This is a genomic window from Listeria weihenstephanensis (genome assembly GCF_003534205.1).
Classification (GTDB): Bacteria; Bacillota; Bacilli; order Lactobacillales; family Listeriaceae; genus Listeria_A; species Listeria_A weihenstephanensis.
Genome location: NZ_CP011102.1, coordinates 1,224,191 through 1,238,674 on the forward strand (window position 1 = coordinate 1,224,191; position 14,484 = coordinate 1,238,674).

The following is a 14,484-nucleotide window of genomic DNA, read 5'->3' on the forward strand; positions in this document are numbered from 1 at the left end:
GAGACTCTGCATTAGAGTTCCTAACCTCACTTTTTTTGCTTATTTTGAAATTTCGATTTGGATATTTAGTTTCACTTCGTCACCAATAAGTACGCCACCAGTTTCAAGCGCAGCATTGTAGTTTAAGCCGAAATCTTTACGATTGAATTTACCAGTACCTTCAAAGCCAGCAACCATATTGCCTGACATTGGGTCTTTGCTTGTTCCTTCATATTCTACTTTTAATGTAATAGGTTTCGTTACTTCGCGAATCGTCAAATCACCAGTTACTTTATATTCATTGTCGCCATCGCTTGTGATGTCTGTTGATTTAAAAGTAATCGATGGATAGTTGTCAACGTCGAAGAAATCTGGGCTCTTCAAGTGACCATCACGTTGCGCTTGACGCGTATCAAGAGATGCTGCATCTACTGTGAATACAAGGCTTGCTGTTGTTAAATCTTCTGGATCTAAGTTTAAATCAGCGCTGAAATCTTTGAAAGCGCCTTTCACTTTAGATACCATCATGTGTTTTACTTGAAACTCGATTGAACTGTGTGCTGGGTCTACATTCCATTTTTCTACTGTCATTTTAAAATTCCTCCAATTAATATCATTTTTTTGTTGGCGCCATCTTCATTTTGCTCGCCAGTGGGACTCGGCGTTTAGTCCGATTGTTTTTAGCCCCATTATTAATGTTTCCTTCTCTCCCTCATCTAAAACATCGAGTTGTTCCTTTATCAATGCTTCAAACTGCGGAAATAAGTTGCTAATAAAATTCGTGCCGTGCTCTGTTAGCTCTGCGTAAACGATTCGGCGGTCGTTGGGGTCTGCCGTACGAACGACATATTGTTTTTTTTCAAGCTTGGTGACCATGTAAGTCGTGTTGCCATTTGAAATCAGGTTTTTCTGCCCAATCGCTTGAAGTTGTTGTGGTCCAAGATGATAAATCTGCTCTAAAACACCGAATTCACTTGGCGTAATCCCATGTTCCTCGACCAATCTAGCCGTGAGCTTTTGAATCCAACCTGCCGATCGCAACAAAACAGTAAATAATTTCAAATCGATATTATCCAAGGAAACCACCTCGTTCCAACAAAATGTTTTAATATCGAAATATCTTACAAACAAATAATAACATACTTATAAAAAGTAAGTCAAGCGATTTAGAAAAAATTTTAAAAAAAGTAGTTTTCGTTAAGATTATGTAAAGATCATTGTGTATAATAGAAAGTAGCGTAAAATAGAAAAGGAAGAGGTGAAGCTAGATGGAATTGAGTGAAGATAGAGTAAATCGAGTGCGGGACGTGTTGGGCTCGTATTGGGCAATCAATCGAATTACAGCAAAACACGCCGAGCAAAACGCGCTGAGCCTAGGCTTGTCACTACAACAAATGGCGATAATCAATATTTTATACGGACGTCCGGAATCCACGGTAGATGACTTAAAGAAGAAACTATTCACATCGACAGAAGTTATTTCGGCAAACGTGGACGGTCTAGTGCACGCAAGATTAGTAGAGAAAATGAATACGGAGTTCGTAGAAAATGCCGATGCATGGCGTTTACAGTTGACGGAGAAGGGCAAAGAAATGTCAGAGCGCTCGACGCAGAACGCATTCGCATATAAAGCAATGATGAAGGCGCTGGATGAAATAGAGGATGAGGATATTGATAAATTAATTGAGATTAACCAGAAGATTGAAGGTTTACTAAAAGCAGACTGAGAAAGCGTACAGCGTATATTTATCGAAGTCGAATATATTTAACAAGAGAGTTTATTCATGATGTCACCATTGACTTTATGAGTGAACTCTTTTTGTATACATATACATCAATGCCTTAACCTATACATAAAATCCGAAAATAGTGAAACAAAATAAAAACGTAACCAAATTGACAAATGTGAAGTTCAAAAACAAGAAGTATTGTATTTTTTTGTCCTACCTTAGGTGTTAAGCTATCTAAGTAGAAGATTTCTAACGCTACAAAAAATAGTAAGAGGAGGATCGAAACTAGTTTCAGCAAGGTAAAAAATAAAAAATAAAGAGGAGCAATACAACAAATGAATAAGAATATGAAGAAAATCGCACTCGCACTCGTTGCGACAAATGTAGTAGCAAGCACAATTATCACAGCTTTACCACCAGTACAAACACACGCAGCAGAACAGAAGTTAACATCCACTTTGAAATCAAGTTCAGGATCAATGTTGGACTATGTAACAAGCGATAGCACAAAAGTGACAGGACGTGTGCCAGCTGGAGCAGGGAAACAAGTTACAGTGCAAATATTTAACGCCCGGACCGGTGCCGTCCGCTATACTTTCGCAGGAATAGCAGATGAATCTGGAGATTATTCTATTCCTGTACAATCATATGTTGGTAATTATTTGAAAACAGATGCGATTCTAGTAACTTTCGATAATGGAAAGACTGCGGGGCAATCGATAACTATAGGTGATATGTCCACTTTCAAACTTAATACTATGAAAGATTCAGATACGACTATTAAGGGTGTTTTCACTGGACATCCCAACGTGACTTTCTCGGTTGGGCTAAGTGCGACAGGTCAAGTATTCTTTACTACAGATGCGGAAGGCAATTTTTCATTCAAATTACCGGATTCACTAACATGGGGTAATGTCGATGGTATGGAGTTCGCAGCATTAAATGCTTCATATTACTTTGCGTACCGAAAGAATCCAACCTTCCCTGTGGCTACTCCGGCTGTTAGTTTCAATGTCACAGGACTTAACACCGCACCAATGGTAGGAGCTACAGGCAAAATGTCTACAAACGTCTTACCTGCAACCGCCAACCAAGGAGTAACATATTCTTCTAGCAATCCAGGAGTTATGACAGTCGATGGAAACGGAAATTGGGCTGCAACTGGAGCTGGAACGGCTAACATCATTGTTACATCTAATTCTAACAATCAGATTTCAACGACAATTCCAGTAACTGTAGGTGCACTTGATCCAGCTACTGTAGCAGCTGTTAATGACTTGTTCATTAACAATAATCCAGCGAACCACATCAAAGATACAACCGATCAAGCAGCGATTAATGCAGCACAAGCGAAAGTAAATGCTGTAACAGATACAGCGAAAAAAGCAGAGCTCCAAGGTTACGTAACGAAAGCACAAAACGAACTCAATGCTCGTACTACAGTAGAAGCACAAATAGCAGCAGCGAAAGTAGCATTTCATAGCCTAACAGCATCCACTGCTGGATTTGAAGCGAAAATTGACAGTGCAGAAAGTTCACGCTTCAATTTCTTCTTCTATGTTAACGGCGTTTATTCTGGAAACACCGAGGGTGATATGGGCTACTATCTCATCAATTCCCTCGTTGGTTCTGAACGTGTACTAAAAGGAGGAGGGACTCTGGTAGATGGTGACGTCGTATCCGTGAAACTAGAAGTGAACGGCAATTACTATCCGATCACATCTGCTACTGTTTCAGCAACTTATGATGCCGCGAATGTAGCAGTTAATGGATTATTCATTGAAAACAATCGAGCAAATCACATCAAAGACACAACGGATCAAGCAGCGATTAATGCAGCACAAGCGAAAGTCAACGCTGTAACAGATGCAACGAAAAAAGCAGAACTACAAACTTACGTGACGAAAGCACAAAATGAACTAAATGCTCGCATCGCAGACGCAACAGCTGTAGCAACCGCATCTGTCAACGATCTATTCATCAACAACAATCCAGCAAATCACATCAAAGACGCAACGGATCAAGCGGCGATTAATGCAGCGCAAGCGAAAGTCAACGCTGTAACAGATACAGCGAAAAAAGCAGAACTTCAAGGTTATGTAACAAAAGCACAAAATGAACTAAATGCTCGTATTGCAGAAGCAACAGCAAGCGCAGTAGCAACCGCATCTGTCAACGATCTATTCATCAATAGCAATCCAGCAAATCACATCAAAGACACAACGGATCAAGCAGCGATTAATGCAGCGCAAGCGAAAGTCAACGCTGTAACAGATACGGCTAAAAAAGCAGAACTTCAAGGTTATGTAACAAAAGCACAAAATGAACTAAATGCTCGTATTGCTGATAACACAGCTAAATCAATAGCTTTTGAAGCTGTCAATAATCTGTTCATTAATAATAACCCTATTTATCCTATTAAAGACACAACAAACCAAGCAGCAATTGATGCAGCGCAAGCGAAAGTTAACGTTATCGTAGACCCAGTAGTTCGCGGAGACCTACAAAAACAAATCGACCAAGCGAAAGCCGAACTAGCAGCAAGAACAGCGACAGAGCAAGCGAAAGCAAGCGTTAATAACTTATTCGCCAACGCACCAACGAACACTATTTTGAAAGATACAACAACGCAAGCGATGATTGACGCAGCAAGTGCACAAGTAAATGCCCTACCAGCAAGTACAGACAAAACGAAACTACAAGGCGATATTGCAACAGCGAATACGCTGTTTGGCCAAATCACGCAAACAACGATTGCTGGATTAACATCTGACGCGACAACGGTATCGGGTAAAGGTGAGCCTAACAGCAACATCGTTATCAAAAACGGTAGTGCGACAATTGCATCTGGTAAAGTAGCTAGCGACGGAAATTATCTGTTCTTCATCACACCACAAGCAGGTGGATCTACCATCACAGCAACTGTAACGAAAGCATCGAACGGTAAAACATCTAGTGCTAGTACAAAAGTAGTCGATGAAACAATCGTAGCCACTACAATTAACAGCTTATCAGCGACAGATGTCATGGTATCGGGTAAAGGTGAGCCTAACAGCGACATCGTTATCAAAAACGGTAGTGCGACAATTGCATCTGGTAAAGTAGCCAGTGATGGAAATTATCTGTTCTTCATCGCACCACAAGCAGGCGGTTCAACAATTACAGCGACTGTAACAAAAGCGTCAAATGGTAAGATGTCAACGGCAAGTACAACGATTCCAGATGATAGCATTGTTCAAACAACAATTAACACGTTAAAAGCCGATTCTACAACAGTATCTGGAGTAGGTGAACCTAACTCAAATATCGTTATCAAAAATGGTACAGTAACGATTGCATCAGGTAAGACAGCAAGCGATGGTAGCTATACATTCAACATCGCAAAACAAGCAGGTGGTTCAACAATTACAGCGACTGTAACAAAAGCATCGAATGGTAAAACATCAACAGCAAGCACAACGATTGCCGATGAAACAATTGCAACAACAACTATCAACGACCTAACAGCTAATTCTACAACTGTATCTGGTTCGGGTGAACCAAATTCAGATATCATCATCAAAAATGGTAACACAACGATTGCATCTGGTAAAACAGCGAGCAATGGTACGTACCTTTTCAACATCACACCACAAGCAGCAGGATCTACCATCACAGCAACAATCACCAAAGCATCAAATGGCAAAGTATCCACAGCGAGCACACTGATTCCAGCAGCGCTTGATTACAGCCTAAAAGCCAACAGCTATAAAATTGGCACAGCGAATCTAACAGGAACATACGGCAAAAACATCGCTAAAGTTCGTCTTTTCGTGAACGACAAACTGGTCATCCAAGCAACAACAAGCAATGGCACGTTTACTTTCCCTAACATCGCGAGCTTCATCACAAAACCAACCGATAAAGTTGAAGTGGTTGGTGTTGATGGCGGATATGTAGAACGCGCTCGTGTAGCTGTAACTGTTACTGGCGATCCAGTCTATGATTACAGCCTAACAGCGAACGATTACACATTAGGAAATGCAACGCTAACAGGTAAATACGGTAAAGACGTATCCAAAGTACGTCTATGGGTCAACAATGTGGTCGTATCGCAAGCAACAACAAACGCAGATGGCACGTACACATTCGACAAAGTACCAAGTTTTGTGAAATTAGCAACGGATAAAGTCGAAGTTGTCGGCGTAAACGCAGCCTACAACGAAGTCGCTCGTAAAACAGTGGTAACTAAGGGAAGCTCTATTTTAGATACGTCTCTGACAGCGAACAACTATGCTAAAGGAGCGGCGAATCTTACGGGTACATTCGGCAAAGATATTTCGAAAGTCCGCCTATGGGTCAATGGAGCGGTTGTACAACAAGCAACAACAAACAACGGTAACTATACATTTACTAACATTGCAAGCTTTATCAAAAATAAAGAAGATTTAGTGGAAGTTGTGGGTGTAGATGCCCAATATAATGAGAAAAATCGCATCACGGTTACAAAAACTGGTTTTGACACATTAGACAACAGCTTAACAGCACCAGCCGATTTCACGTTGAATAAAGATACAGCGATCAATGGAACTATGGGTACAAACGTTGCGAATGTTCGTTTATCCGTGAATGGTGTAATCGTGAAACAAGCCGCTAAAACAGGCAACACGTATAGCATCGCAGGCGCAAACACATACATCACAAGCACAACCGATGTCGTGAAAATTATCGCAGTCGATGCCCAATACAAAGAAGTAGCGAGCAAAAATGTAACGGTAAAAGCGGATAGCACCGTCTATGATTATACTTTTAGTGTAGACCCGTATACATTTGGAGCATCAACCATCACAGGCGCTTATGGCAAGGATATAACTTCTGTCCGTTTATGGATAAATGGAGTAAGTGTTAAAATAGCTACACTGAACAATGGTAATTTTACAATTAGTGGCCTTGGAGGTATCACAAGCACATCCGATTTAGTAGAAATTGTAGCAGTCAACGCAAGCTTTAAAGAAGTCGCACGTGTGAAAGTACAGTAATAAGCAATATCAATGGTTAATGGGTTTAAACAGCAGGTGAAAATATTTCATCTGCTGTTTTTCCATACATAGAAAAAAGGTGATACTATTTTTTAACAAAATAGTATCACCTCATTAGCATAAATATTGAGTTAGTCACGTTTTCCATCTGTATACGAGTGCTCATCGAAAGAACATTCGTCGAGTGGGATAACTTTTGATTTTTGTGTGTATTTATAAATAAGCCAAAATGCCAAGAAAATAGGAAGTCCAATGTAGGAAATCGCAATTTTTTGCCACCATTGTGGGTTTGTAATATCTGGATGTAAAAAGGCGTTGTAATCTTGTCCAACGATGACTAATAAACACAGAACTAGCGCTAAAATAGGTCCAAATGGAAAGAACTTTGCTTTATATTTCAGTTTATTCAAATCAAGTCCTTGTTTGACGTATGCGCGGCGGAAACGATAATGACTGATCGCAATCCCCACCCAGGCAATGAAACCAGTCAAACCTGATGCGCTAAGAAGCCATGTATAGATCACAGCACCATTATCGCTTAAAGTCGTGATAAATGTCATCGCACCAACGATTGTCGTCAAAATAAGGGCTGCCATCGGAATACCACGACGGTTTACTTTGGATAGAAATTTCGGAGCTTTACCGTCTTTTGCCATTGACCATAACATCCGAGTAGAAGCGTAAAGTCCTGAATTACCAGCGGACAGGACGGAGGTTAAAATGACTGCGTTCATCACAGAAGCAGCAATCGCAAGACCAGCTTTTTCGAAAACAAGAGTGAATGGGCTAATTGCAACGTCTGTCGCTTCACCTCCAAGCAAGTTTGGACTCGTGTAGGGAATAATCATCCCAATAATAAAAATCGCAAAAATATAGAAAAGCAGGATACGCCAGAATACTTGTTTAATCGCTTTTGGTACACTTTTTTCGGGTGTTGCGCTTTCACCTGCTGCGATCCCCACGAGTTCTGTTCCTTGGAAGGAGAAACCGGCGAGCAGGAAGGTTCCAAGAATGGCGAAGAATCCGCCTTTAAATGGTGCATCACCCATCGTGAAGTTTTCAAAACCGATGAAATGACCGCCAAGAATTCCGAGAATAGTAAGTACACCGATGATTAAAAAGACGATGACGGTAACGACTTTGATGATGGAGAACCAATACTCTGATTCGCCGTAAGCTTTTACGGACAGCGCATTTAAGCCGAATATGAGTAATAGGAACCCGGCGCTCCAAAGCCAAGCTGGTGCATCTGGGTACCAAAATTGAATAATAAGTGCGGCAGTCGAAATATCAACGGCAAGTGTAATCGCCCAGTTGAACCAGTAGTTCCAGCCGAGTGCGAATCCGAAAGCTGGATCGACAAAACGGGAGGCATACGTACTAAAGGAACCAGACACAGGCATGTACGTCGCCATTTCTCCAAGGCTTGTCATTAAAAAGTAAACCATTAAGCCGATCGCAGCGTAAGCGACAAGTGCGCCCCCCGGACCTGCTACTGCTATGGCATTTCCGCTCGCTAGGAATAATCCCGTTCCAATCGAGCCCCCAATGGCAATCATCGATAAATGACGCGTTTTTAAATCTCTACGAATGTGACCTTGTTGCTGTTCTTTTTTCACAAGTAAAACTCCCTTTCTTCTGTATGAAAATGAGGTTTTGGGAACAAAAAAAACCAATCCCGTGTGCAACTTTTGAGATCAGTCTATAGATACCAACATCAAAAAGCGTTAGATAGCACATCCGTTTCATCAAGCTAATGGCAAAAACGGCAGTCCTGTTTCTTTCGATAACAGTCCCAGCTAAAGAGCAGTCATAAACCTGTCTTCACTTCGGCGAGCATCCTTTTTGCGGGGAGTCATCAGTGTGTTATGCACCTCGTCAACCGTTACTTGTGAATTTCGCAACCTCTACCTCACCGTTTGGATGAGGATTTTATTCAGTTTTCCATGTATCAATAGTAACGAACTTATCTAGCAATTGCAAGGCTTTTTTAGAAAATATGGATCTGTTCTACACGTTTTTCAGGGCTTCGCGAACAGTACTATATGTCGGGATATTTGGAAGACGGCTGTCGTAGTTGACCATCAGCATCGCAAACTTCGGTGAAACACCAGTCAACACAAGGCTTACACCAGTTAGTTTCGTCAAGGCTAGAAATTTGATGAGATTTGCTGCCACTTCTTCTGTAAAATTGGCGAGTGCTGAAATATCCATAATTAGATAATCAATGTGGTTTTCATCGAGGTAAGTAGCTACATTTCGTGTCATTTCTTCAAAGCGATCTGTGGAAAGGGCACCAACAAGAGGAAGGACTGCGACACCATCTTGAACGGGGACAATAGGTGTCGACATTTTAACGATTTCTTCGATCGAGTCTTCTAGAAGCATCTTATATTTTTCTTCGCATGTGACATCACGTTGAATCCCAATAAAATAGTTTTTTCCAGAAGCCTCATCATAAATGGGGTCAATCGTGAGTTCATTGAAGAAAATTTCGCCATTTTTACGATAATTCTGCAGGAAAGCAGTAACGCTGGTACGATTTTTTACTGCTTGGCTAATTTTTGCGGTAGCGGTTTTATCTGTTTTTTTACCTTGAAGCATGCGGCAGTTTTTGCCGAGAACTTCATCAGCTTGGTAGCCAGTAATGCGTTCGAAACCAGCGTTCACATAGATGATTGGGTTTTTTGGTAGATCGCCATCGGTAATTATAACGCCAACGCTACTCATATTTAGCGCTTTTAAAATAATATTAAATTGCAACTCCGCTTCTTTATTTAGCATCCTAACACAACCGCCCTTTTTTAGATTTAGATACACCCATCATATCAAAAAGTACTGGAAATAGGAATTGTTTTATGAAAAACCGGCTGTTCGTGGAGTTCATATTGTGTTCATAAACTTTGAATATACTGATATCGGTTATAGATCGCATAACAAAATGATGATAAAATAGTAAGAAATTGCTTTGATTTTATGAATTCCTGTGCGCAAACGTGAAAAATGTAGTAACATAGGAGGGTAGGGAAAGTGAAGATGAGAGGAGCTATTTTTGTGCAACAACCTTCCGTAAATGAATTAAAAGACTGGCGCAATGTGATGTTACTGCATCGATTCGCCTTAGAAGAAGTAAATACAAAGTTGAAAATATTAAATGATGAGTTTCAATTTCTTCATGATTATAATCCGATGGAACATTTGAAATCACGTGTAAAGAGTTTTGAGAGTCTCACTGCTAAATTGGAAAAAAAGGGACTTGATATTACGCCTGAAAATGCGTTTGCTCATGTACATGATATCGCGGGGATCAGGGTTACCTGTTCTTTTGTTTCGGATATTTATAAAATCTATGAAATGCTTGCGAATCAAGATGATATGACTATTCTAACGGTGAAAGATTATGTGGAGAATCCTAAACCAAATGGCTATCGGAGTCTGCATCTAATTTGTGAAGTGCCGATTTTCTTGACGAATACGTCTCGTAAAATGTGTGTGGAAATCCAGATTAGAACCGTTGCGATGGATTTTTGGGCGAGTTTGGAGCATAAGATTTATTATAAGTATAAATCGACAGCACCGGCGCATTTAACACAGGAATTATATGAAGCAGCTGCGATTATTCAGCATTTAGATGAAAAGATGAAATACTTGAACGATGAAATAGATCAATATAAGCATGAAGTAGAGGGCGAATAAGGGGTTGAAAAAGGGTGGACATATTTTATTACGTATTAATAATGCTAGCAACAATCTTGATTTCGAACGTTGTGAACCGGTTTATTCCGTTTGTGTCGATACCATTAATTCAAATTGGGCTAGGCGTTTTGGTGGCCTTTTTACCATTAGCATTTGAATTGAAATTGAATCCAGAATTATTTTTGGTGCTATTTATCGCGCCATTGTTGTTTAATGATGGGAAACGAACGGACAGGCAAGCATTGTGGAATCTGCGCGCATCGATTTTAGCATTGGCATTGGGACTTGTGTTTGTGACCGTGCTTGTGATTGGGTATTTTGTGAACTGGATGATTCCAACGATTCCATTGGCAGCGGCTTTTGCACTTGCAGCGGCATTGGCTCCAACAGATGCAGTAGCAGTGGGTTCGCTCTCAGGACGGATTGATTTGCCGAAGAAAATCACGCATCTTTTAGAGGGAGAAGCCTTAATGAATGATGCCTCGGGACTTGTTGCCTTTCAATTTGCGATTGCGGCAATGGTGACCGGCGTATTTTCCATTTGGAGCGCATCTGTCAGTTTTGTCATTATCGCAGTTGGCGGTATTATTTGTGGTTTGGTTTTGACTTTTATTAAATTTAAATTCCTAAAATGGATACGTGGCCTGGGTATGGAAGATGTGACGTTACATATGTTAATTCAGATTTTGACGCCATTTGTCATTTATTTAGTAGCGGAAGAATTGCACGTTTCTGGGATTTTAGCTGTAGTTGCAGCAGGAATCATGCACGCTTTTGAAAAACGAAAAATGGACCCGATGACCGTAAAATTAAACGTGGTATCTCAGGGTACGTGGTCTGTTATTATTTTCGTGTTGAACGGTTTAGTCTTTATTATATTAGGCACGCAATTACCAGATATCATTCAAGTTGTGTGGCAAAATTCTGGTGTGAGTAACTGGCAGGTTATATTCTACGTGTTGCTAATTACGTTCAGTTTAATCACGATCCGGTTCTTATGGATTCATTTGGGATGGCTGATTCCTCATATGCTAAAACGAGAAGATACTAGTAAGCTAAATTTACGAGCCACGGTACTAACGTCTTTATCAGGTGTACGTGGTGCGGTAACGCTTGCCTCGGCACTTTCGATCCCGTTTGTGCTTGGCGATGGAACTCCATTTCCACAGCGGTCCCTAATCATTTGTATCGCATCGGGTGTTATTTTATGCTCGCTTATTATTGCCACTGCAATTTTACCGATGTTAGCTCGAAAAGATGAGACAACGACAGACAGTCCGCGCGCTGAGAAAGCCCTAAGAGTAAGCGTTTGTCGGAAGGTTATCGAGGAGCTCAATAAAGAGGTAACGACGGAGAATAAACTAGCGACAGAAGTAGTGGTGGAAGATTACCGAGGTCGGATGCGTGGTATTCTTAAAGAAGATATGGACCTGAGTAAGCAAAGAGAAGTTGCGAAGGCTCAGCAAGAACTGCGTCTGCAAATTTTGAAATGGGAAAGAGAAAATACGGATTTATTAGCCAGTCGTGGTGAAACAAGCCATCAAACAGCAAGTCGTTATAAGAAATATATTGATGCGATGGAAAAGGCGTTAGCGCGTAAGACAAAAACACGTTCTGGAACGACGAGCTTGATGTTTAAACGACTGACACGCCAGATCCTCCATCCGAAACAATGGCAAGAGGCAAAGGCGCGATTCAATGAAATGAAACAAAACCCAGAACAAAGTCAAAAGATGATGGAAGAAATTCGAGAATTGCGTGAGAAAAATGTTGCCTTGATAACAGATAGGCTAAAATCGATGTTGGACGATTCAAATCAAGCAGTAATTTGGCCACTTATTGATGAGAATAAGCGATTACTTGATCAAATGAGACGCGATATTGGTTCTGCAAAATCCAGAGCGCGGTTCGAGAAAAATAAAAAAGAAGTACAACTCCAAGCGATACAAATCGAGCGAGATGTACTGCAAGAGCTTTTTGAACAAGGAAAGATTTCAAGAGATCTAGTACGTGATATGAGGCAAAACTTGAACTTATATGAGACGTATTATTTTGGAAGTGAAGAATTAGCGTAAGAAAATACCGAATCGGATGGAATATCTGATTCGGTATTTTCGTGTTGTGGAATAACAGGGTAAAAATGTTGCGATTGGAGGCTTTGAAGTAGCGTGACATGATCCTAGAGAACATGAAGTAAAAAGCGATTTTCCGAATAGCGGAGTCACCATAAATTTTGATATCAAATGCTCATTTTATGTAGCGATATTTTTTGAAAAAAAACTGAAAAAACTATTGCTACATAAGGAGCTGTGCTGTATAATGAACTTTGCTGTGGTAAACACGGAGTTTACTTTTACTAAACAATAATGACTTGTAGTTTACTTATACTAAACTATGTAGAAAGGTTGCGACTATGGATATTGGTAAACGGATTAAGAATTTACGACTTAGCAAAAATCTAACGCAAGAAGAGCTTGGTGAACGAACGGATCTTTCCAAAGGCTATATTTCGCAGCTGGAGCGTGATCTAAGCTCACCGTCTATTGAAACATTATTCGATATTTTAGAAGTGCTGGGATGTACGCCAAAAGAGTTCTTTGATGAAGAAGAGCAGGAGCAAAAGGTGGTTTATGGCGCGGATGAACATACTTTTTTTGAAGATACAGATAGAGGCTATCAAGCGAAATGGTTGGTGCCAGAATCGAATGAGAAGGAAATGGAGCCTGTTTTGTTATCGCTTTTTGAAAAAGGAGCATTTAAGCATTTTGAACCTTCGTTATCGGAGACGTTTGCCTATGTATTAGAAGGTAAAGTAACGATTAAATTAGGTAAGAAAGTATATATCGCTAAAAAAGGTGAGGCGATTTATTTCCATGCTTCCGATGAACACCAAATTTGTAATGAAGAAGACAAGCCGGCGACGCTGATTCTAGTGGCGACGGATTCGTATTTGTAAGGAGGAATAAACAATGGCAGAAACAATTATTCGCTTTGAAAATGTGACAAAGCAGTTTGATAATGATCCACCAGTACTTAATAATGTTAGTTTTGAGATTGAAAAAGGAAAGTTTTACACGCTTCTGGGCCCATCTGGATGTGGTAAAACAACGATTTTACGCCTAATTGCAGGTTTTTTAGAGGCAAGTGATGGCAAGATTTTTCTTGATGATAAGGTCATCAATGATATTCCCGCGAATAAGCGACCAGTTAATACGGTTTTTCAGGATTATGCCTTATTTCCACATTTGAATGTTTTTGAGAACGTGGCTTTTGGTTTGCGGATTAAGAAGCTGAAAAAAGATGTGATTCAGCAGAAGGTAATGGAAGCATTGCGGTTTGTGAATTTAGATGGATATGAAAAACGAGAAATCACGGAGATGTCTGGTGGTCAGCGTCAACGTGTGGCAATTGCGCGCGCGATTGTGAATGAGCCAGAAGTTATTTTATTAGATGAGCCACTTTCGGCACTTGATTTGAAATTGCGGACGGCGATGCAGTATGAGTTACGTGATTTGCAACGCCGATTGGGCATTACGTTTATTTTTGTGACGCATGATCAAGAAGAGGCGCTGGCGATGAGCGATGAAATTTTTGTATTAAACAAGGGTGAGATTCAGCAGAGTGGGACGCCGATGGATATTTATGATGAGCCGATTAATCGCTTTGTGGCAGACTTTATCGGGGAGTCGAATATCGTTTCGGGTCGGATGATTCAGGATTTTGAAGTAGAGTTTGTGGAACGCCGATTTGAATGTGTCGATCAAGGATTTAATCCGAATGAGGTGATCGAGGTCATTATTCGCCCAGAAGATTTGGAAATTACGACCGAGGAAAAAGGAAATCTGCGCGTAACGGTGGATTGGGTCTTGTTCCGCGGGGTGCATTATGAAATTGGTTGTGTGGATGAGGACGGCAATGAGTGGCTGGTGCATTCCACTAAAAAAGCAAGAATTGGTGAAAAATTAGGGCTGGCATTTGATCCAGAGGCGATTCATATTATGCGTCTTGGAGAAACCGAAGAAGAGTTTGATGCCCGTCTAGAAAGTTATGAAGAGGCGTAA

General features: G+C 40.6%; 10 protein-coding genes and 1 riboswitch. Of the genes, 6 read left to right on the forward strand and 4 right to left on the reverse strand.

The features are described from left to right. Positions 1-39: 39 nt before the first annotated feature. A complete protein-coding gene (locus UE46_RS05955) occupies positions 40-570 on the reverse strand; it encodes a YceI family protein (protein WP_036062975.1) in 531 nt (176 codons plus the stop codon). Positions 571-615: 45 nt separating this feature from the next. Next, complete coding sequence (locus tag UE46_RS05960; RefSeq protein ID WP_036062977.1) at positions 616-1,056, reverse strand: MarR family winged helix-turn-helix transcriptional regulator; 441 nt, start codon at positions 1,054-1,056, stop codon at positions 616-618. 191 nt (positions 1,057-1,247) lie between these two features. On the opposite strand from UE46_RS05960, the gene UE46_RS05965 reads away from it, so the two are divergent. Both UE46_RS05965 and UE46_RS05970 read left to right on the forward strand, forming a co-directional pair. Then, entirely contained in the window at positions 1,248-1,706 is a 459-nt protein-coding gene (locus UE46_RS05965; RefSeq protein ID WP_036062980.1) for a MarR family winged helix-turn-helix transcriptional regulator, read from the forward strand. A 338-nt stretch (positions 1,707-2,044) separates the two neighbouring features. Then, on the forward strand, positions 2,045-6,727 hold the full coding sequence (locus UE46_RS05970; protein WP_036062983.1) for a beta strand repeat-containing protein: 4,683 nt from the start codon (positions 2,045-2,047) through the stop codon (positions 6,725-6,727). Positions 6,728-6,858: 131 nt separating this feature from the next. Here UE46_RS05970 and UE46_RS05975 read toward each other — a convergent pair whose 3' ends face one another. Together UE46_RS05975 and ytvA are read right to left on the reverse strand one after the other, a co-directional pair. Beyond that, positions 6,859-8,346: an amino acid permease gene (locus UE46_RS05975; protein WP_036062985.1), complete on the reverse strand. Its 1,488-nt coding sequence runs from the start codon at positions 8,344-8,346 to the stop codon at positions 6,859-6,861. 105 nt (positions 8,347-8,451) lie between these two features. Continuing rightward, positions 8,452-8,645, reverse strand: a riboswitch (Lysine riboswitch). A 92-nt stretch (positions 8,646-8,737) separates the two neighbouring features. Beyond that, a complete protein-coding gene (gene ytvA / locus UE46_RS05980) occupies positions 8,738-9,511 on the reverse strand; it encodes a YtvA family blue-light photoreceptor (protein ID WP_036062987.1) in 774 nt (257 codons plus the stop codon). A gap of 270 nt (positions 9,512-9,781) precedes the next feature. On the opposite strand from ytvA, the gene UE46_RS05985 reads away from it, so the two are divergent. The 4 genes from UE46_RS05985 to UE46_RS06000 all read left to right on the forward strand — a co-directional run bounded on the left by UE46_RS05985 (position 9,782) and on the right by UE46_RS06000 (position 14,484). Beyond that, the gene (locus UE46_RS05985; RefSeq protein WP_036063062.1) at positions 9,782-10,423 is read left to right on the forward strand and encodes a GTP pyrophosphokinase; all 642 of its coding nucleotides are present in this window, start codon (positions 9,782-9,784) and stop codon (positions 10,421-10,423) included. 14 nt (positions 10,424-10,437) lie between these two features. Beyond that, complete coding sequence (locus UE46_RS05990) at positions 10,438-12,498, forward strand: Na+/H+ antiporter (RefSeq protein WP_036062989.1); 2,061 nt, start codon at positions 10,438-10,440, stop codon at positions 12,496-12,498. Between the two features lie 338 nt (positions 12,499-12,836). Beyond that, the gene (locus UE46_RS05995) at positions 12,837-13,379 is read left to right on the forward strand and encodes a helix-turn-helix domain-containing protein (RefSeq protein ID WP_118907474.1); all 543 of its coding nucleotides are present in this window, start codon (positions 12,837-12,839) and stop codon (positions 13,377-13,379) included. A 13-nt stretch (positions 13,380-13,392) separates the two neighbouring features. After that, positions 13,393-14,484, forward strand: a complete 1,092-nt coding sequence (locus UE46_RS06000; protein WP_036062991.1) for an ABC transporter ATP-binding protein — start codon at positions 13,393-13,395, stop codon at positions 14,482-14,484.